The organism is Streptococcus cristatus (genome assembly GCF_001578775.1).
GTDB lineage: Bacteria > Bacillota > Bacilli > Lactobacillales > Streptococcaceae > Streptococcus > Streptococcus cristatus_A.
Genome location: NZ_KQ969062.1, coordinates 302,095 through 320,890, shown reverse-complemented (window position 1 = coordinate 320,890; position 18,796 = coordinate 302,095). Strand labels below are relative to the sequence as shown.

17 protein-coding genes and 2 pseudogenes are annotated in these 18,796 nt (G+C 42.8%); 3 read left to right on the top strand and 16 right to left on the bottom strand.

Going from position 1 to position 18,796, the window contains the following annotated elements:
* Window positions 1-212: 212 nt before the first annotated feature.
* The 3 genes from SCRDD08_RS11280 to SCRDD08_RS01555 form a co-directional block, all read right to left on the bottom strand.
* The gene (locus SCRDD08_RS11280) at window positions 213-407 is read right to left on the bottom strand and encodes a ferrochelatase (protein ID WP_231089316.1); all 195 of its coding nucleotides are present in this window, start codon (window positions 405-407) and stop codon (window positions 213-215) included.
* Between the two features lie 176 nt (window positions 408-583).
* A complete protein-coding gene (locus tag SCRDD08_RS01560; protein WP_061422122.1) occupies window positions 584-1,567 on the bottom strand; it encodes a Gfo/Idh/MocA family protein in 984 nt (327 codons plus the stop codon).
* A gap of 255 nt (window positions 1,568-1,822) precedes the next feature.
* Window positions 1,823-2,371 carry a TetR/AcrR family transcriptional regulator gene (locus tag SCRDD08_RS01555; RefSeq protein WP_061422121.1) on the bottom strand — a complete coding sequence of 183 codons (549 nt, stop codon included), beginning with the start codon at window positions 2,369-2,371 and terminating at the stop codon, window positions 1,823-1,825.
* Between the two features lie 393 nt (window positions 2,372-2,764).
* On the opposite strand from SCRDD08_RS01555, the gene SCRDD08_RS01550 reads away from it, so the two are divergent.
* On the top strand, window positions 2,765-3,466 hold the full coding sequence (locus tag SCRDD08_RS01550) for an ABC transporter ATP-binding protein (RefSeq protein ID WP_061422120.1): 702 nt from the start codon (window positions 2,765-2,767) through the stop codon (window positions 3,464-3,466).
* Between the two features lie 14 nt (window positions 3,467-3,480).
* Window positions 3,481-7,041 (top strand): FtsX-like permease family protein, encoded by a 3,561-nt coding sequence (locus SCRDD08_RS01545; RefSeq protein ID WP_061422119.1) that lies wholly within the window; start codon window positions 3,481-3,483, stop codon window positions 7,039-7,041.
* A gap of 42 nt (window positions 7,042-7,083) precedes the next feature.
* On the opposite strand, the pseudogene SCRDD08_RS01540 reads toward SCRDD08_RS01545, so the two are convergent.
* The 3 genes and pseudogenes from SCRDD08_RS01540 to SCRDD08_RS01535 all read right to left on the bottom strand — a co-directional run.
* Window positions 7,084-7,551, bottom strand: a pseudogene (locus tag SCRDD08_RS01540) (cation transporter); the annotation flags it as partial.
* A 97-nt stretch (window positions 7,552-7,648) separates the two neighbouring features.
* Window positions 7,649-7,972 (bottom strand): annotated as a pseudogene (locus SCRDD08_RS12225) (transposase); the annotation flags it as partial.
* Window positions 7,973-8,110: 138 nt separating this feature from the next.
* Window positions 8,111-8,710 (bottom strand): nitroreductase family protein, encoded by a 600-nt coding sequence (locus SCRDD08_RS01535; RefSeq protein ID WP_061422118.1) that lies wholly within the window; start codon window positions 8,708-8,710, stop codon window positions 8,111-8,113.
* A gap of 682 nt (window positions 8,711-9,392) precedes the next feature.
* On the opposite strand from SCRDD08_RS01535, the gene SCRDD08_RS01530 reads away from it, so the two are divergent.
* Window positions 9,393-10,133 carry a TraX family protein gene (locus SCRDD08_RS01530; RefSeq protein ID WP_414162612.1) on the top strand — a complete coding sequence of 247 codons (741 nt, stop codon included), beginning with the start codon at window positions 9,393-9,395 and terminating at the stop codon, window positions 10,131-10,133.
* A gap of 114 nt (window positions 10,134-10,247) precedes the next feature.
* On the opposite strand, the gene SCRDD08_RS01525 is transcribed toward SCRDD08_RS01530, so the two are convergent.
* From SCRDD08_RS01525 to SCRDD08_RS01480, 10 genes are all read right to left on the bottom strand, one after another.
* On the bottom strand, window positions 10,248-11,075 hold the full coding sequence (locus SCRDD08_RS01525; RefSeq protein WP_061422116.1) for an alcohol dehydrogenase catalytic domain-containing protein: 828 nt from the start codon (window positions 11,073-11,075) through the stop codon (window positions 10,248-10,250).
* A gap of 728 nt (window positions 11,076-11,803) precedes the next feature.
* Window positions 11,804-12,562: an ABC transporter ATP-binding protein gene (locus SCRDD08_RS01520; protein ID WP_061422115.1), complete on the bottom strand. Its 759-nt coding sequence runs from the start codon at window positions 12,560-12,562 to the stop codon at window positions 11,804-11,806.
* Window positions 12,559-13,425: an ABC transporter permease gene (locus SCRDD08_RS01515; protein WP_061422114.1), complete on the bottom strand. Its 867-nt coding sequence runs from the start codon at window positions 13,423-13,425 to the stop codon at window positions 12,559-12,561. The genes SCRDD08_RS01520 and SCRDD08_RS01515 overlap by 4 nt, the downstream gene beginning before the upstream one ends.
* A gap of 102 nt (window positions 13,426-13,527) precedes the next feature.
* Window positions 13,528-14,022, bottom strand: a complete 495-nt coding sequence (locus SCRDD08_RS01510) for a beta-class carbonic anhydrase (RefSeq protein WP_061422113.1) — start codon at window positions 14,020-14,022, stop codon at window positions 13,528-13,530.
* Between the two features lie 166 nt (window positions 14,023-14,188).
* Window positions 14,189-14,884, bottom strand: a complete 696-nt coding sequence (locus tag SCRDD08_RS01505; RefSeq protein WP_005591607.1) for a TIGR00266 family protein — start codon at window positions 14,882-14,884, stop codon at window positions 14,189-14,191.
* Between the two features lie 72 nt (window positions 14,885-14,956).
* The gene (radA, locus tag SCRDD08_RS01500) at window positions 14,957-16,324 is read right to left on the bottom strand and encodes a DNA repair protein RadA (RefSeq protein WP_081104242.1); all 1,368 of its coding nucleotides are present in this window, start codon (window positions 16,322-16,324) and stop codon (window positions 14,957-14,959) included.
* 10 nt (window positions 16,325-16,334) lie between these two features.
* Window positions 16,335-16,850, bottom strand: a complete 516-nt coding sequence (locus SCRDD08_RS01495) for a histidine phosphatase family protein (protein WP_196756185.1) — start codon at window positions 16,848-16,850, stop codon at window positions 16,335-16,337.
* Window position 16,851: 1 nt separating this feature from the next.
* Window positions 16,852-17,295 (bottom strand): dUTP diphosphatase, encoded by a 444-nt coding sequence (locus SCRDD08_RS01490; protein WP_061422111.1) that lies wholly within the window; start codon window positions 17,293-17,295, stop codon window positions 16,852-16,854.
* Between the two features lie 85 nt (window positions 17,296-17,380).
* Window positions 17,381-17,830 carry an 8-oxo-dGTP diphosphatase gene (locus SCRDD08_RS01485; protein WP_061422110.1) on the bottom strand — a complete coding sequence of 150 codons (450 nt, stop codon included), beginning with the start codon at window positions 17,828-17,830 and terminating at the stop codon, window positions 17,381-17,383.
* Between the two features lie 253 nt (window positions 17,831-18,083).
* Window positions 18,084-18,773, bottom strand: coding sequence for a gamma-glutamyl-gamma-aminobutyrate hydrolase family protein (locus SCRDD08_RS01480; protein ID WP_005591601.1), 690 nt, complete (start codon window positions 18,771-18,773; stop codon window positions 18,084-18,086).
* Between the last annotated feature and the right edge of the window lie 23 nt (window positions 18,774-18,796).

The following is an 18,796-nucleotide window of genomic DNA, read 5'->3' as shown; positions in this document are numbered from 1 at the left end:
ATTTTTGTCAATCAATCCTACTTCTTCTAGAATCTACTCTGTATCCTCCTCAGGTACAGCCAGCTTACCAAAACTCTTTCAATAGTGGACATATACCCCCATTCAGGTCTTTTCAATTGTTCGTAAGAAAAGAAGAGTTTTAAGCAAAGGAGAATCCTTATCGGTCATTGACGACCCACGTATAGACGACAGCCAGCACCTCACAAAGCTCCTTACCTTCTAAGAAGAACCTCAAGATGCTCACTGATAAAAACTATAGGCAGGACAATATAATGATCTGAATGTCCGGTTTTATACCGATGATGCTCCAGCACGTTAGGCTTTATCCAAGGAAGGCCAATGGCACTTTTATTCTGCCACATATTGGCGTGTTGATTTTCTGTCAAGCCTAAAATTGCTACAATCAATCAGCTATTGTCATAGTATGATCGATATACGGAGTTCTTATCTTTCCATTCTATTCTAACTCTCACTATTGTTGATACAAGATAGAAAGAGATCCCTTCTCATGTCAATCGATCTCAGTAGTCAAATACTTTTGAAAGTTATCTCTTTCGTTGCCTTCTATATGAATAATATGGCTCTATTCTTCCTCTGGATAAATCAAGCCCCAGTCTTTTCGTAGCTGCGTCATGAGTGCCATCACATCTCGACTATAGTTCAGGTAGAGCTGATCTTCTTGCCCAGAAATGGCCGCTTCCATATCTAAAACTTCATATTGAAGTGCTTTTGCAGTTTCTCCAACCTCGATGATCTCCTGTGACCCATCTTCTGCATAGGTAATCATGGCTTTCTGACCACGAGGATACTCATAAATCTCGATATAGCCCTTGTCAAAAGCAATCATGCCTCGCTTTGGCTGTTTGGCATGTAAGCTGAGAGTGACGGTCGCCATTTCTCCCTCTTCATTTGTCAAGAGAATACCTGCCTGCTCATCTACTCCTGTTGGAGCCAGCTTAACTTGTGACAGTATTTGAGTGGGCTGGGAAGTCATAAACCAGCGGACAAAGGAAAGTGCATATACACCGATATCCAGCAAGGCACCTCCAGCCAAGCTTCGATTGAAGAAACGATTGCTCATGTCATAGTCCTTATAGGAACCAAAATTCATCTGAATAACCTTTAGAGATCCCAGTTTGCCACTTGTCACTATCTCATTGAGCTTACGATAGAGAGGCATATGAAAAATGGTCATAGCTTCTGCCAATAGAACCTGATGCTCCTCCGCCAGTTTAACAGCCTCCTCTAACTCTTCACTATTGAGGGTAATGGACTTCTCACAAAGCACATGTTTACCCGCAGCCAGTGCTTGGCGTAGGTACTGAATGTGAGTATTGTGCGGAGTCGAAATGTAGATAATGTCTACTTCGGGATCCTCAAAAACATCATCGATTCTCTCATAGACCTTTTCAATGCCGTATTTTTCAGCAAATGCCACCCCCTTATCATAGGTTCGATTAGCAACCGAATAGAGCTTTCCTCCTAAGGCTTCCAAGGCCTGCGCCAGTTCATTAGCAATCACGCCAGTTCCTAGACTCGCCCATTTATACTTGATTGTTGTTGCCATTTTTTGCTCCTTTTTCCTAGTCTCTCCAGTATAACACAAGTTTTCTGTATGTCTTTCAATTTTCTATACTTGTCCTAAATCTAACTCAGCCGCCTTTGGTTGCTCTTTTTCTTGAATCTTGTCAAGTCTTTAGTTCCTGTTAGACTTTATATCCATCTGCTAAGAAATTCTCTATTAAAAATGGTGACTCACACAACCGATTTCTCCTGCTACAAATACCTTCATTTGATTTTCCCTTTCTAAACGATTTCCAGACTATTTTTCCTTAAACCATTCCATCCCCGGTGAATCAAGAATAATCTTCGTCAACTGTTGTGGAGTTTCCTGTGCACCATTGACAATCCAGTCCACGATAAGCCCTGTCAAGCCAGATACATACATAGTGACAGCATAACGTTCAGGCATATGATAGGCATCCACAATTATAGTACGCGACCGAGGCGTTGACTCAATCATACCTAAAAGAAAAGTACGGATATTGTCCGAAAAATGAAACATCGGATTCTGGGCAATCTCAGAAAAAAAAGAAATATTTTCCCTGAAGTAGAGTAAAACCTCTTCAAGTCTTTCCTGTTGGTTGAAGGTCTCTTTTCTCAAAATCGTGCGAACAATTCTTAAAGTTTCTTCCCTTAATTGCTCTAAAAAATCTTGTTTGTCTAAATAATGAAGATAGAAAGTCGAACGATTCACTCCCGCCTTTTTTGTTAATTGGCTGATAGAAATATCCTCTACACTTTTGGTTGCTAGGAGCTGAATAAAAGCTTCTTTTATATCTACTTTGGTTGTGGTTTGTCTTTGTTGCATAGCTACTCCTTATTTCAACATCTTGTTGTCGTTTTTTATTATAAGCCATTCTCTAAATATGTCAATAGGCTCCTGACTTGATTCAACAAAAAGGAAAAAATGGCGTTTTTTGAAATTCTTCCATTATTTCAACAGATTGTTGTTTTTTGTTGTAGCATCCACTTAACAATTTGTCTATAATAGACTCCGTTATCAAAAAACAACAGGTTGTCGATTAATACTCAATGAAAATCAAAGAGCAAACTAGGAAACTAGCCGCAGGCTGCTCAAAACACTGTTTTGAGGTTGTAGATAAGACTGACGAAGTCAGTCACATATATACGGCAAGGCGACGTTGACGTGGTTTGAAGAGATTTTCGAAGAGTATAAGAACAATCATAAGGAGAAAAAATCATGGCTTATATCGAAATGAAAAATTCATATAAACGCTACAAAACAGGAGATATCGAAATCATCGCCAATAACAATATCAACTTTGAAATTGAAAAAGGCGAACTGGTCATTATACTTGGTTCCTCTGGGGCAGGGAAATCAACTGTCCTGAACATCCTAGGTGGGATGGATACCAATGACGAAGGACAGGTCATCATTGATGGCAAAGATATTTCTAACTATAATAGCAAGGAATTAACAACTTACCGTCGTGATGATGTTGGTTTCGTCTTTCAATTCTATAATTTGGTTTCCAACCTCACTGCCAAGGAAAACGTGGAATTGGCTTCTGAAATCGTCAAAGATGCCAAGGATGCTGAACAAACCTTGATCGATGTCGGTCTTGGAGAACGGATTAACAACTTCCCAGCTCAGCTATCTGGAGGGGAGCAACAACGGGTTGCCATAGCGCGTGCTGTTGCTAAAAATCCTAAAATCCTTCTCTGTGATGAGCCTACTGGAGCCTTGGACTACAATACAGGAAAACAAGTCCTTAAAATTCTCCAAGATATGGCACGTGAACAAGGAGCAACGGTTATCATTGTTACCCACAACGGCGCACTAGCTCCAATTGCTGACCGTGTCATCCGTATGCACGACGCCCAAGTCAAAAGTATTGATCTCAACCCAACTCCTCAGAGAATCGAAGATTTGGAATACTAGAAAGAGGATATTGAATGAGTGAAAAAACCTATTGGAAAGATGTTAAGAAAGCCTTCTCCGAATCCAAAGGACGAACCGTTTCCATCGCCTCTCTTATGGCGCTAGGTTCCTTTGCCCTAGTCGGTCTCAAAGTCACCACCCCAAACATGCAGGAGACTGGTCAGCACTTTTTCGCCGAACATAAAACTGCTGATCTGGCTGTCATCAGTAACTACGGACTTGATTCATCAGACCAAGACCTACTCGCAAGTCTCCAAGATAAAGCGACTGTTGAATATGGATACTTTAAAGATGTGGTTATCAAAGACAGTCCCACTGCTTTCCGACTTTTCTCAAAACCAAAAGAATTGTCCACATATGATATTGCAGAAGGTCGACTTCCTGAGAAAAGTGATGAAATCGCCATCTCTGCTGCATATCAAGGACGGTACAAGATAGGGGATACCATTAACTTCACCGAAAAGGAAAATGCCAACGGCCAAACAGTCCTCAAGCGCAACCAATTTACCATCACAGGATTTGTCAACTCCTCCGAAATTCTCTCTCGTGTCAATATGGGACGTTCAACAGCTGGTTCCGGTGAATTGCAAGGCTATGCTGTCGTGACTGAGGACACATTTGACTCCTATGTCTATATGATTGCACGGATTGCTTACAAAAACTTGCGCGACCTCAATCCTTACAGCCAGACTTACACAGACAAGCTCTACGCAGCAAAAGAAGATGTTAAAAAACTCATAGTAAACGAGCCTGAAAAACGCTTGGCAGAGATCAAACGAACTGCTCAGGACAAGATTGATGATGGAAATAAGCAACTCCAAGATGCTGTCCAAGTGCTGACAGATGGGCAAAATCAGCTCCAAGAAGCTCAGAAAAAAATCACCGAGGGACAACAACAGCTGCAAGACGGACAAGAGCAACTGGCTGATGGTCAAGCTCAACTTGATCGTGCTCAAAGTCAACTAACCGATGGACAAGCCAAACTAGAAGATAGCCAATCACAATTGTCAATAGCACAAGGGCAACTGCAAGACGGACAAGCTCAGATTTTAGAAAAAGAAGCTCAACTCCAAGAAACAGCTAAACAACTGCAAACTGCCAAAGACCAACTAGAACAAGGGCAAACTCAATTCCAACAAGCCGGTGCAGAGATTGCTAGCAAAGAAACTGAACTTCAGGCAAGTAAAACACAATTAGATACTGTTGCTAGCGAACTAGATAGTACAAAAGATAAACTAGATAGCACGGCTACAACATTAGAAACACAAGCAAGCGAACTAGCTACTCTTCGTGCCCTTCTTTCTACTATTCAAGACGAAGAGCAACGAAAATCACAAGAAAAGGAACTCTCACAAAAAGAGACAGTTCTTAGTCAAGCCCAATCACAATACCAAGAAAAACTCCATCAATATACCGTTGGGAAAACAAGCTATCAGCAAAAATTAGAAGAATACAATCAAGCTAGCCAACAACTGGAAGTCGCTAAGGCAACTCTAGCTCAGAAGCAAGCTGAGCTCCGTGAAAAATCGGTCCAATACCAAGCTGGACTTTCACAATATGAAAATGGAACTGCAGCACTAGATACTGCCAAAAAAACCTTGGCTGAAAAAGAAGAACTTTATCAAAATGGTACTGCTAACTATCAAGAAGGTCTCGCTATATACCAGGAAAAATTAGCTGACTTCCAGGCTGGCCAAGTCCGTCTAACAGACGCTCGTACAACCTTAGCTCAAAAGGAAACTGAGTTAGCTGAAGCCCAAAAAATCTTTGCTCAAAAGGAAAAAGAGTACCAAGAAGCCAAGGAAAAAGCAGAGCCAGAAATCGAAAGTAAACGCAAAGAACTGAAAGATGCCCAAGAGCGTGTGGATCTCCTCTCAGCACCCACTTATCAAGTATTTACCCGTCGAGAAGTTCCAGGATCTGAAGGATACATTTCATACGAAAACAATGCATCCGTTATCCAAAACGTCAGCAATATCTTTCCTGTTGTTCTCTACTTCATCGCTGCCTTGGTGACCTTTGTAACCATGGGACGCTTCGTTGAAGAAGAACGCATCAAAGCAGGAACCTTCAAAGCACTGGGCTACCAAGACAAAGACATCATCCGTAAATTTGTCATCTATGGACTCGTGACGAGTATGGTAGGTACGCTAATCGGAATCATCGCAGGGCACACCCTCCTGCCAAATATCATCTACAATACCTACAAGTCAAAAATTGTACTAACACCGATGGAATTGTACTTCTACCCTGTCAAATCCTTCCTTGCTATCCTGCTTGGTCTCCTTTCTGCTGTATTGCCTGCTTACCTCGTGGCTAAGAAAGAGTTGGGAGAAAAACCCGCCCAACTCCTCCTTCCAAAACCACCGACTGCTGGCTCTAAAATCTTCCTTGAGCGCATAAGGCCTCTTTGGAAACGCATGAGTTTTACGCAGAAAGTCACTGCACGAAATATCTTCCGTTACAAACAACGAATGTTGATGACTATCTTTGGAGTCTGTGGCTCTATCGCTCTCCTCTTTGCAGGACTTGGTATTCGAAGCTCGATTGCAGACCTGAACAATCGTCAGTTCACAGACATTATCCGCTATGATATGATTGTCGCCCACAATACCAATACAACTCCAAAAGAGAGCGAGGAACTCGATAAACTTCTCAAGGATTCAAATGTCAGAGAGAGCCTCCAAGTACACTACGAAACGCTCCACAAAACAGCTGGTCGCAACAAGGATAATCAAGAAATCACAGCCCTAGTTATCCAAAATAAAGACCAAGCCAACTTTGGTGACTACATTCAACTAAAAGACCGCAAGACTGGTCAGGAACTGTCACTTGATCAAGACGGTATCATCCTCTCAGAAAAAATTGCTAATCTTACTGGTGTCAAGGTCGGTGATACCCTTACTGTTCAAGACAAGGATGGCAAGGACATTCAGTTGACCGTTTCAGGAATTGCTGAAATGTATATGAGCCATTTCATCTTTATGAATGAAGAAATTTATGAAAAAGCTTTTGGAAAAGTTGCCACTGACAATGCTCATCTAATCACATTGACCGACCACTCTAATCAGGCTGTTGCGGATATGGCAACTGAGTTTATGGATCTTGAAAGTGTTCAAGGGGTTGTTCAAAACACGACCCTTAAATCTCAAGTTGAAACCATTGTTAATTCCCTTAATCGGGTTATGGGAATCTTGATTGCTGTATCTGTTTTACTGGCCATTGTCGTTCTCTTTAACTTGACCAATATCAACGTTGCCGAACGTATCCGTGAACTCTCTACTATTAAGGTTCTTGGCTTTTACAATAAAGAGGTCACTCTTTACATCTATCGTGAAACCATCTACCTCTCCATTGTCGGTATTCTTGTCGGATTTGGTCTCGGATTTGCTTTCCATCATTACATGGCAAGTATAATCCCTCCAGATACTGTAATGTTCAACCCAGCAGTCAGCTGGAGCATCTATGCTGTTCCAGCAGCGATTGTGGTTGCAATCCTCACTACTCTAGGCTTTATTGTGAACCGTTGGCTCAAGAAGGTCAACATGCTTGAAGCCTTGAAATCTGTTGAATAAGAATCAAAGAACCGATCTCATCAGAGGTCGGTTCTTTGATTCTCAATGATGATGTCCAGACAGGAATTTGATATTTTTGAGATTTCGCTTATGTTGCGCATGATTGCTTTGACTGCTATCCACTTCAATAGTGATATTCTGCACACCTCTTTCTTCTAAACATTGACGCACCACTTCTTTGGTCTCCATCATCTGTTCCCAGTCCTTGATACAAATGTGAACAATAGCATTGTTCTCTAGACCATCCATGGACCAGATACTGAGTTGATTGACACTGACTACATTCTCCACAGACAGCAACTCTTGCTCTATCTTTTCCAACTCCACTCCTTCTGGCACAGCATCTAGGAAAATCTTGAGAGCGCTCCAAAAGCGAGGAATGGCTTTTGAAAGAATAAAGATAGAAATAACAAGAGATAAAAGCGGATCGGGGATATACCAATCTGTAAATCGGAGGATAATCGCCATTAGAATGACAGCTACCCACCCTAGAGTATCTTCCAGAAAATGCGTAACTTTTCAAAGTAAGTTCCGTTTGGATGTATACTATAAAAGTAGACAGAACTTTGTGTGGTAGAATCTATTTTAAAAGACACTAAAATCATACTAACATCAGTTCATTGAATAAATCTCTGATTAAGTCTTCCATTCCTTTGGCCACACGAAACCGATTAATGGTTCGATAACTCACCTCCAGTTGGCCAGTCAGATACTACATAGTCAGATTTTCTATCATTAATTTCACGATTTTGCGACCAGAGAAGACTCCTTGAGTATAAACGAACAAGAGAACAGCTAAACATTTTTGGGTGATAAGAAGGACAACCAAAGGTGTGGTAGAAGTCAGCGAAACAATCTTCTTCCAGTTCATTTACCACTTATTCAATGGTGAAAACAATGTGGTTTGATTTGTGTCATAGTGGATATGCATGATATAGCCTTTCTTATACTTTCTTGACAACTATATTTTATCAAGACTATCTCTCCAATGCAAAAAGCAACGGCATCAAAACCGTTGCCTTTTAACTTCAGTCAGGAAGGCTTTTGTCTCAAACTCACTTTATATCAATTAATTGCCGAATACTTTGAAGCGGTTTTCTGTTTGGATTTCTTTGTCAGCAGCTGGTGCCTTGATTGCTCCAAATGGGGCTTGAGCACGGAGTTTCCAGTTGGCTGGGATTTCATATTTTTCAGCCAATTGTGCATCTACTAAGGGATTATAGTGTTGCACGTTGAGACCAATATTTTGCTCAGCTAGAGCCACCCAGGTCGCATAAAGGGCAATTCCGTGACCTTGCTCTGACCAAAGTGGGAAATTCTCAGCGTAAAGTGGAAATTGCTCTTGAAGACCTTTGACAACGTCTTGATCTTCATAGAAAAGAATCGTTCCTTTGGCTTGAGCAAAACCTGCTAAGCGTTCCTTTGTTCCTTCAAAAGCTTCAGCTGGAGTCACTTTTTCAAGTTCTGAGTAGGCAATCTCATTCCAGAAAGCATCTGATTCTTCATCCAGCAAAATCACAACTCGTGATGTTTGCGAGTTGAAAGCTGATGGTGTTTGGAGAATTGCTCCTTGGATAGTATCAATCAATTCTTGGTTTGTAAGTTCTACATCTTTGCCCAAAGCATAGATGGAGCGGCGTTTTGCTTGTAAATCTGAAAAGTTTGTCATTATTTTTTCCTCTTTCTGTTTAAAAAGTTGCTTCATGATGTAATTGTTTATATTACACCATCCATTATACATCATTTCTGAGAAATGTCAATAATTAGTACTTATTTTTTAAAGTTCTTTTAGGAATTATACGCCTGTTTACACAACCACAAAGTTTAGTTGTAAATTTTATAAAAATTTTGTTTTGAAACTCTATATATTGTGATTGGTGTAAACTGTTATATAGTTCCTATTATTTTTATATCCCTAAATCTGCTCACATTACAAGGTCTTCCGTATCTGAAAAATAAGCCAACAGGATAATTCCTTCTTGTAGTAGCTGATAATAGGCATATACAGTTAGCGATAGCTATCCTTCCTTCTTTTCTTGTATGCTCAACACTTAAGAACTTAGTTGGATAAATTTACTTTATCCGTTTTTATATAAAACAAACAAAAAAACATTCAGAAGTTGACTGGAAATTGTTATAAAACAACTTACTGCTTGAAAAGACAGTGAGTTGTTTCCCATCTTCTTATGCACTCTTACTTGATGAAAAATCTCTCAATATAGTCCTCTTTCTTGAATTCATATAGGATAAATGATAAAATCAGCAAGATTAAAATTTTAAGGAGTAAAAAATTGTCTTATTTAAAACGTATTAGCAATGCGACCAATCTAAAATATCTTGCCATTGCGCTGATGTTTCTAGATCATATTCACGAGATGTTTATCGAGATGGGCGCCCCGATCTGGCTTACTATGTTAGGGCGACTCGTATTTCCAATCTTTCTCTTTTTAGCAGCAGACAGTTTTCATTATACACATGATCGAAAAGCCTATATGAAACGCCTGCTATTCATGAGTTGGTTCATGACGACTGGTAACATGATTGTCGGATCCCTATTTAAAAATGGCGATGTTGGCTTGATGAATAATGCCTTTTCAACCTTTTTCATGACCGGAATCTATATTTGTTCTTGGGACTTGTTTGTCAAAGGGCTACATGAAAAATCTATGAGAGAAATTCTAAAAGCCGTTGGGCTCTTTGTCTTGCCCATACTCTTGATGATTCCGACTCTCCTATTATCTTCACTTCTAACAAATCCAACTTTCCCACCAGTCATCATTCGATTGATTGCTTGGGTTACTCTGCTTATCCCTAATGTTTTATTGATAGAAGGTGGATTTTTACTCGTTGTTTTGGGACTGCTTTTCTACATTTTCCGACAAAATCGAATTCTACAAATCGTAAGTTTAGCTGTTATATCTCTAGCTTTCTATCTGATGAATCCTGCAGATATTCAGTGGATGATGGTTTTTTCTGCCATTCCTATCTACCTTTATAATGGGGAAAAAGGACAAGGGCATAAGAACTTCTTCTATATTTTCTACCCATTACATATCTATGCTCTCTATATTCTCGCAAGCTTACTTCGATAAGCAAAAAGGTAGTTTCTTGTTTTTTGGAATTTCTAAAAAACTATACCATTTAGCCGCTATGGAAAGCCATTCCACTCATTTTGATATTCCTTGGACTGATTGGGAATTTTTGTTTTAGTCAATCACAATCAACGACTTGATGGTCTTCCGCTCATCCATATCTTTATAGGCTTGATCAATCTCTTCTAGTTTATAGCTGGAAGTAAAGACACGACCTGGATTGATGTCGCCATCAAGGACCGATTTCAGTAAGAGCTGTTTGTCGTAGGTGGTAACAGAGGCTGCTCCACCCGCCACTGTGGTGTTTTGAGCAAAGGTGGAACCAAGGGCACGATTATTATAGTGGGGGACTCCAACAAAACCTAATCGGCCGCCATTGTGAAGGACACCAAGGGCTTGGTCGACAGCCCCATCACCGATAACGACTACCTTGTCGCCTGGTTTGACATCTGCCACACGCGCCGCATGGTAGCCTGTCGGCATGACATCAGCCAACGCCAAGAAGGACTTAAGCATCCCTTCTGAATAATCTGACGGCTGATCCGGAATTTTCACCAAAGCCCAGTTGGCATACTCGAAGCGCATATATTCCGCTTGCACCCCATCTGACCAGTTATTGCCAATATGACGGTCACAAGTCCCGTCATATCCTGCTCGGCAAGCATCGCAGCCACCACATCCATGGGTAAATGGAGCAATGACGAAATCGCCTGCTTTCACAGTCGTTACTGCATCACCGACTTCCTCGACAATACCGATCGCCTCGTGTCCACTGTTCATACGCCCAGGCTTCACCTGCTCATTTCGATAACTCCACAGATCAGAGCCACAGACACAGGTCCGAACAATACGGATAATGGCATCATCTGGATCTAGAATTTGCGGATGATCCATTTCTACTAGTCCAACTTGACCAGCCTTAAGATAAACTGCTGATTTCATTGCTTTTCTCCTTGTGTTTCGCTAACTATATTATATCACTTTTCAGATAGATAGACTAAAGAAGAGAAAAGAGTTGCGTGACAATTTTCTTTCCCAGCAAGCCCTACCCATCACTTTTTAAAGCCGCTTCCTTAGTCCTCACTAGCTGAGGCCATACTCCGGCAACAGCCGCTGAATCCATCAAAATGACCTCTAGCCTGACTCGACTAGAGGTCTGATTCACCTTGCTGATATGGGAGCAATCAGTTTATTCCATTCGGAACTGACTAACAATGATTGTTGATTGTTAAATTGTTAAATTGTTAAATTATTAAATTATTAAATTATTAAATTATTAAATTATTAAATTATTAATCCCTTTAAGCGCTAATGATTTTCTTTTATCCTAGCATTAGAAATATTGATCACAAAGCAACTATCGGTTAACATCTCGAAGACTGAAAACCATCTAAAAGCTTCTACTTTCTATCCCACTGTCATAATCAGATAGGCTAAGCAGGCCTACCCAATGATTTAACCAATAGTCCAGTAAAGCAACGACTCATATGTTACAAATAACTAGATATCAGCAAAGCAAATCGAATGCGAAATTAATTCTTTCCTTTCCCTATCTTTACTTATATTATACTCCTCTCCACGAAAGATTGCAAGCGTTTACAATCAAAAGTATAAAAGTTTTTTTGCATAATTTTATAACAAAAAAGAGCCGAAACTATCAGCTCTTCACTCTATTCAAACAAGCCATAATAGTCCGCTATGGTCATCTTGGCTTTTTCTTCTTGCTTGAGATCTTGAATGATTTGCCCTTCCTTCATGACAATCAGACGGTTGCCGTATTTGAGAGCATCCTCCATGTGATGGGTAATCATGAGGGCTGTCAGCTGGTCTCTGCGGACAAAGTCGTCAGTCAGCTCCATAAGAGCCACACTGGTCTTGGGATCCAGCGCTGCTGTATGCTCGTCCAAGAGAAGCAGTTCCGGACGTTTGAGCGTCGCCATGAGCAGACTCAAAGCCTGTCTCTGACCACCAGAGAGAAACTCAATCGGCGTATCCAAGTGTTTCTCCAAACCATTGCCAATCTTATCAATAGTCTCCTGAAACTCCTGCCGGTAGCTATTCAGCCGACGAGGGACTAAACCGCGCGATTCGCCACGAAACTTGGCGATCAGCAGGTTTTCCGCCACTGTCATCCGAGGAGCCGTTCCCATCTTGGGATCTTGAAAGACGCGCGATAGATATTTGGCTCTCTTTTCAGGTGAAAAGTTAGTTACATTTTCGCCCAAGATGTAAATGCTACCGCTGCTCAGAGAGAGCGTACCGGCAATTACATTAAAAAGAGTTGACTTCCCTGCTCCATTGCCGCCCAAAATCGTGATAAAATCGTGCTCATGAATCTCCAGCGACACATCATTTAGGATGATCTTTTCTTCATCAAAGCCGTTATTGACCCGCTTGCTGGCATTTTTTAATTCTACAATCGCTGTCATTTGCTTAACTTAGCTCCTTTAAAGAATGTATTTTTCAAGGTTGGAATCATGAGGCAGATCGCCAAGATAACCGCACTATAAAGACGGAGATAGCTCGTGTTGAAGCCAAGAGCAATGACGCCCCAAATCAGAAATTGATAGCCAATGGCGCCAACTACAATGGTAATCAGGCGTTCAGCCAAGGTCAGACCCCTAAAAAGCACTTCTCCGATAATCAGACTGGCCAAGCCGACGACAATAACCCCAATCCCGCGGGACACATCTGCATAGCCTTCCTGCTGGGCAATCAGGGCACCAGACAAGGCAATGACGCCATTAGACAAGATCATGCCCATCAATTCCATGCGGCCAGTATTGATACCGAAACTACGCGCCATATCAGGATTGTCCCCAGTTGCGATATAAGCCTGTCCCAGCTTGGTATCTAGGAAAAAGAGCAGAGCGACAATGACCAGACTGACAAAAATCAAGCCTGTCAGGAGATTATTGATTTCCCCAGAAAAGGGCAAAAAGTCCTGAATCTGCCGAGTTCCCAGCAAACCTAGGTTAGCCCGTCCCATGATCATGAGCATGATGGAATGACAAGAGGTCATGACCAAAATCCCTGACAGCAGGGTCGGAATCTTACCCTTGGTGTAGAGAAGCCCAGTCGCCAAACCTGCCAGACAGCCCGCCAACACCGCAGCTGCCGTTGCCAAGAAAGGGTTCACCCCTTTGGTGATTAAAGTGACGGCTACCGCTCCACCCAGAGGGAAGGAACCTTCCGTCGTCATATCTGGAAAATTCAAAATCCGAAAAGTCATGAAAATCCCCAGACCCAAAATGGCCCAGACCAGACCTTGTGAAATAATGGAAAGAATCATCTTATTGTCCTAACTAAATTAAAATCGTATTCTATTTTAACACAAAAAAGCAGCCAATTTCAATGCCGAAATACCGACAGATAAATTGGCTTTCCTAGGTAATTACTGAACGACGGTCATTCGCCCTGTAGCAACGTCATACACTGCTCCTGAGATCTCTACATCATCTGGGATTAGGGAGGATTGGCGGAGAAGCTCCACGTCTTCCCGCACACTTTCCTCCACATCTGTAAAGGGAAGGAAATCCTGACCGCTGACATCAACGCCCAGCTCTTGATTGAGAAAAGCAGTAAATTCTTCATTTTTAAAAGTCTGTGCCCCACAATCCGTATGGTGCAAGACTACAATTTCCCGCGTACCCATCTGCTGCTGAGAGATGACCAGCGAGCGAATCATGTCCTCTGTCACCCGCCCGCCAGCATTACGCAAGATATGAGCATCTCCCAGCGCCAAGCCCAGAGCCTGAGCCACATGGAGCCTAGAGTCCATACAGGTCACGATCGCTACCTTGGTCTTGGGCTTAATCGGCAGGTGGGAGGTTCCATGCAGGTCTACATAGGCTTGGTTGGCCTTCATAAAATTTTCAAAATAGGACATTCTTTCCCCTTACTAGAATTTATTTGATATTCAAATTATTTCCTACCACTTATCATCTTTTGGATATTTTGTCAGTTTTCAGATCTAGATGAAGCAAAAATATCCGTTTTTTATGAAAAAATGAAAAGAAAATGCAAAAAAGGTGCGGAAATTCATCCATACCTTTCTATGAACCTTTTGCGATATAGCGGCTGAGTGAGCCTGCAAAGCTTTGAAGATTGAGACTTTGAACATAGATTTCCCCGGTACCTCGGAAGGTGTTTACAACTCCCTCTCCCGTTCCGATCGACTGCCAGAAACCATTTTCGAGATGGATATTATAATCCAAGGACTGACTCCAAGCTACGACATGGGCATTGTCAATGGTTACTTCTTGGTTATTTAGCTCAATTTTCCTAATCGATCCATAGGCATTGGCCAAGAGAGTGCCCTGACCCTGAGTCGTCATGACGAAGAGGCCACCTTGACCGCCAAATATCGCCTTGCCAACAGACTGGCGCTCCATCGTATAGTAAGCTGTACCGTCCAGAGCTAGAAAGGCACCGTCATTGAGCCGGTACTGCTTTTCTCCCAGATAAAGAGGGATAACTTGGCCGGGAACTTCTGGTGCTAAAGCTAGAAAACCGTTATCGGACTGGGCGACAGCTTGGGTGATGAAGGTACTTTCACCCGACACCATGGAACGACCGACTGCCTTGACAAAGCGGCCCAAACCGGAACCGTTAGCATTGAGCTGAGTATTCAAGGTCACATTAGGTGTGTGATAGACCATACTGCCACGCTGGATAAAGACTGTCTCTCCTTGATTAAGGTAGAGATCAACGAGTGGAAATTGCATGTTGCTATCCATGGAAAATTGCATAAGAGTTCCCTCCTTGTTTTTAAGAAAATTATAGCAATAATAAAATATTTTTGCAATTTAAAACAAAGAAAATCATCCAGCAAATACTTTTTTCAAGACTTCCCCAATTGTTGTCACACCGATGACTTGGATATTGTCTGGAATTTTGAGGCCGTTCAGAGAGTTTTTGGGAGCATAAATCTTGGTGAAACCCAATTTCGCCGCTTCGTTGATGCGCTGCTCAATGCGGTTGACCCGGCGGATTTCGCCAGTCAGGCCAATTTCACCGATAAAGCACTCTTGAGGATTGGTCGGCAGGTCCTTGTAACTGGAAGCAATGGCTACCGCTACTGCCAAATCAATGGCTGGCTCATCTAGCTTGACACCACCAGCTGACTTGAGGTAGGCATCCTGATTTTGCAGGAGGAGTCCCGCCCTCTTTTCCAGAACCGCCATGATGAGGCTGGCTCGGTTAAAGTCCAGTCCTGTCGTGGTCCGCTTGGCATTGCCGAACATGGTCGGTGTCACCAAAGCCTGCACCTCAGCCAAAATCGGCCGCGTTCCTTCCATGGTCACGACAATAGACGAACCTGTCGCACCATCCAGCCGTTCTTCCAGAAATACTTGGCTTGGATTGAGCACCTCGACTAGCCCGCCAGATTGCATCTCAAAAATACCGATTTCATTGGTTGAACCAAAGCGATTTTTAACTGCCCGTAAAATACGGAAAGTGTGCTGACGTTCGCCCTCAAAATAAAGCACCGTGTCCACCATATGCTCCAGCGTTCGGGGACCAGCCAGAGTGCCTTCCTTGGTCATGTGGCCCACGATAAAGGTCGCGATGTTATTGGTCTTGGCCAGCTGCATGAGCTCAGCCGTCACCTCGCGGACCTGAGAGACAGAGCCTTGAACACTGGAAATTTCTGGTGACATCACCGTCTGTATAGAGTCGATAATCAGAAAATCTGGCTTGATTTTCTCAATTTCCGTGCGGATATTTTGCATATTGGTCTCGGCGTAGAGATAAAATTCACTGTCAATATCACCGAGGCGTTCCGCCCGCAACTTAATCTGCTCAGCTGATTCCTCCCCGCTGACATAAAGGACCGTGCCTTGATGAGAAAGCTGCGTCGATACCTGCAGAAGCAGGGTAGACTTGCCAATCCCGGGATCCCCGCCGATCAGGACCAGACTGCCCGGCACGACACCGCCGCCCAGCACCCGATTGAACTCGTCCATGTCGGTCTTGGTCCGATGAACATCAATCGAAGTGACCTCAGCCAGCTTCATGGGCCGCGTCTTTTCACCTGTCAGGGAAACGCGGGCATGCTTAACCTCAGGCGCTTCCACTTCCTCGACAAAAGAAGACCATGAGCCGCAGTTAGGGCAGCGGCCCAGATACTTGGGCGAATGGTATTCACAATTTTGGCAGACAAAGGTTGATTTTTTCTTAGCGATGATAAACCTCTTTCTATATCTCTATCTCACATTCAATCACTTGGCAAAAATCAATCTGCTTATCAGGCACAAACTGACGGATCAGCATGCGATGAGCTACAAGGACTACTGTCTGGTAATCTCGATACTTTGCCATACAGTCTACAAAACGAGCCTTCATCTCCTCAGCCGTCTCATACTGAATAGGACTACTGGGGAGCAAGGCACCATTATTTTCTAAAAACAGGCTTCGAGCTTTTTCAAAGTTCCCTCTTCCCGTTTGATAAACCTGCCATTCGTGTAGCAAAGGCTCCACAAAAAGCGGTAGTTGGCGGTCTCGAATCAGATAGGAGGCCGTCTCTAAAGCCCGCGTCATTGCAGAAGACACCAGCAAATCAGCTGAACGCAGTAAAGGATGCTGGCAAAGTTCCTGAGCCTGCCGTCTTCCCTGCTCAGATAAAGGCGCCAAATCCAGACCAAAGCCAGTATAAGAACGCTCCTCTAACTCATGGTAATCAGGCTCACCATAGCGCACAAAAATCACTTTCATCTCAATGCCCAGTAGAGCCAAATCCGCCTGTCCGCACACCGTCGGCTTCATCCCCATCCGCCATCAAAAATGGTGCAAAAACTGCCTGCACAATGCGGTCACCCACTTCCAGTACAACCTCTTGGTCCGTGATGTTCTGCATCTGAGCAAAGATATGACCTTCATTTCCAGGATTGCCATAGTAGTCGCCGTCGATGACCCCAACGGAGTTAATCAAAACCAGGCCTTTTTTACGAGGATTGGACGAGCGGTCATAAAGATAAAGCACCTCGCTTGGCTGCATATAGGCCTTAACACCCGTCGGAACCAGCTTAATCTCCCCCGGCGCAATGATGGTGCGCTCTGCCACTTTCAAGTCATAGCCCGCTGCGTGAGCCGTCTCTCTCTTGGGTAATAAATCTTCATTTGGAAAGCTGGAAACCAGCTCGAATCCACGAATTTTCATACAGTTCTCTTTTCTATTTTTGCTGTCCCTATTATACTAAATTCGCAAAAAACAAGCAAAAAAACCGCCGATTGGGCGGTTCTCCTTAGTATAAATCTTTGATGACCTCTCCATCCTCTAGATAGGTAAACTGTTCCGTCAAATCTGATGTGAAAACCTGATACATTTCCTGAAAGCTCACAGCCAGCGAGTAGCGGTCAAGGTCTTTGCGGTCAATCCAGAATACCTCGCCTTCTTCAGATGAGACCAGTTCTCCCTCAAAACGATTGGTCTTGTAAAGAAAAACGATGTAGCGCTCATCTTTTTCAGTATAAAACTGCTTGACACCACACAAGCGAGGCTCATAGATGGTTAGGCCTGTTTCTTCCTTGATTTCCCGTATCACTGATTTGACAAAGGACTCACGATGTTCAACATGACCGCCTGGAAAGCATAGTCCCGTCCAATCGTCATTTACTTTATTTTGCACTAAAATGCGGTCCCCATCGTAAACCATACACATATTTGTTAAAATAACTCGCTCCGCTCGTGACATCTCTGGTCCTCCATCTACCGACCGATTCGCTCGGCCTACTTGTGACTCATTATAACATAAAAGACCTGAATTTGATGAAAATCCAGATTTCTCAGCCCTTCCAGCAAAAAACCGCCGATTGGCGGTTCTTATAGGGAGATTATTATGAAAAAGAAAAGTTTTAGGATTTCATCAAATAAAGTTAGGAGGTCTTCATTTGATGGTTATATTATATAAAGCTTATCTTAAAATTAGCTAAAAATAATTTAAGAATTTATAATTCTTGCAAAAGATATTGGAAGAGCTCCAAATTGCCCTTTTCTTCGTTGATCAAAAACTCTGGATGCCACTGAAGGCCGATGATACGACTGCCGTCCACAGCCTCAATTGCTTCGATGGTATTGTCCCTTGGGTCAAAGGCAGTTGCTCGGAAATTAGGCGCTAAGTCCTTGATGCTTTGGCGATGGACAGAATTGATCTGGCTGGCTTGACCAAATAACCGCTCCACAACACTGCCTTTCTCTGTACGAATGGAGTGCGAAGTCCCAAACGGTTGCCCCTGCCAATGATTGTCAATTTGCTGATTAAGCGTGCCACCAAAAGCAACATTGACCAACTGCAGACCGCGGCAGATAGCCAAGACTGGCTTACCCTGACGAATAGCCTCCTTTAAGAGTGCTAGCTCAAACTCATCGCGAGCCAGATTGTAATCATCGCTATCGATGGCCTTTTCCTCTCCATAAAACTGCGGATGAACATTTTGACCGCCTGATAGGATCAGCTTATCAATGGTTTCTATATAGTCCTTGACCAGACTTTTATCCCCAACAGGAATCACCATAGGCAGACCACCGACTAGCTTGATGCTTTCGGCAAATTTGCAAGATACAGATGAATGAATGTTTTTGCCCGCCTGATCCACTGGACAAAGATTAGCCGACACTCCAACAATTGTTCTGCACATAGATGATCCCTCCTTAACTTGAT

Excerpts from the sequence above, each read along its gene's own strand:
- SCRDD08_RS01560 (WP_061422122.1), bottom strand. The coding sequence starts at position 1,567 with ATGGCAACAACAATCAAGTATAAATGGGCGAGTCTAGGAACTGGCGTG.
- SCRDD08_RS01555 (WP_061422121.1), bottom strand. The coding sequence starts at position 2,371 with ATGCAACAAAGACAAACCACAACCAAAGTAGATATAAAAGAAGCTTTT.
- SCRDD08_RS01550 (WP_061422120.1), top strand. The coding sequence starts at position 2,765 with ATGGCTTATATCGAAATGAAAAATTCATATAAACGCTACAAAACAGGA.
- SCRDD08_RS01545 (WP_061422119.1), top strand. The coding sequence starts at position 3,481 with ATGAGTGAAAAAACCTATTGGAAAGATGTTAAGAAAGCCTTCTCCGAA.
- SCRDD08_RS01535 (WP_061422118.1), bottom strand. The coding sequence starts at position 8,710 with ATGACAAACTTTTCAGATTTACAAGCAAAACGCCGCTCCATCTATGCT.
- SCRDD08_RS01530 (WP_414162612.1), top strand. The coding sequence starts at position 9,393 with ATGTTTCTAGATCATATTCACGAGATGTTTATCGAGATGGGCGCCCCG.
- SCRDD08_RS01525 (WP_061422116.1), bottom strand. The coding sequence starts at position 11,075 with ATGAAATCAGCAGTTTATCTTAAGGCTGGTCAAGTTGGACTAGTAGAA.
- SCRDD08_RS01520 (WP_061422115.1), bottom strand. The coding sequence starts at position 12,562 with ATGACAGCGATTGTAGAATTAAAAAATGCCAGCAAGCGGGTCAATAAC.
- SCRDD08_RS01515 (WP_061422114.1), bottom strand. The coding sequence starts at position 13,425 with ATGATTCTTTCCATTATTTCACAAGGTCTGGTCTGGGCCATTTTGGGT.
- SCRDD08_RS01510 (WP_061422113.1), bottom strand. The coding sequence starts at position 14,022 with ATGTCCTATTTTGAAAATTTTATGAAGGCCAACCAAGCCTATGTAGAC.
- SCRDD08_RS01505 (WP_005591607.1), bottom strand. The coding sequence starts at position 14,884 with ATGCAATTTTCCATGGATAGCAACATGCAATTTCCACTCGTTGATCTC.
- SCRDD08_RS01495 (WP_196756185.1), bottom strand. The coding sequence starts at position 16,850 with ATGAAAGTGATTTTTGTGCGCTATGGTGAGCCTGATTACCATGAGTTA.
- SCRDD08_RS01490 (WP_061422111.1), bottom strand. The coding sequence starts at position 17,295 with ATGAAAATTCGTGGATTCGAGCTGGTTTCCAGCTTTCCAAATGAAGAT.
- SCRDD08_RS01485 (WP_061422110.1), bottom strand. The coding sequence starts at position 17,830 with ATGTCACGAGCGGAGCGAGTTATTTTAACAAATATGTGTATGGTTTAC.
- SCRDD08_RS01480 (WP_005591601.1), bottom strand. The coding sequence starts at position 18,773 with ATGTGCAGAACAATTGTTGGAGTGTCGGCTAATCTTTGTCCAGTGGAT.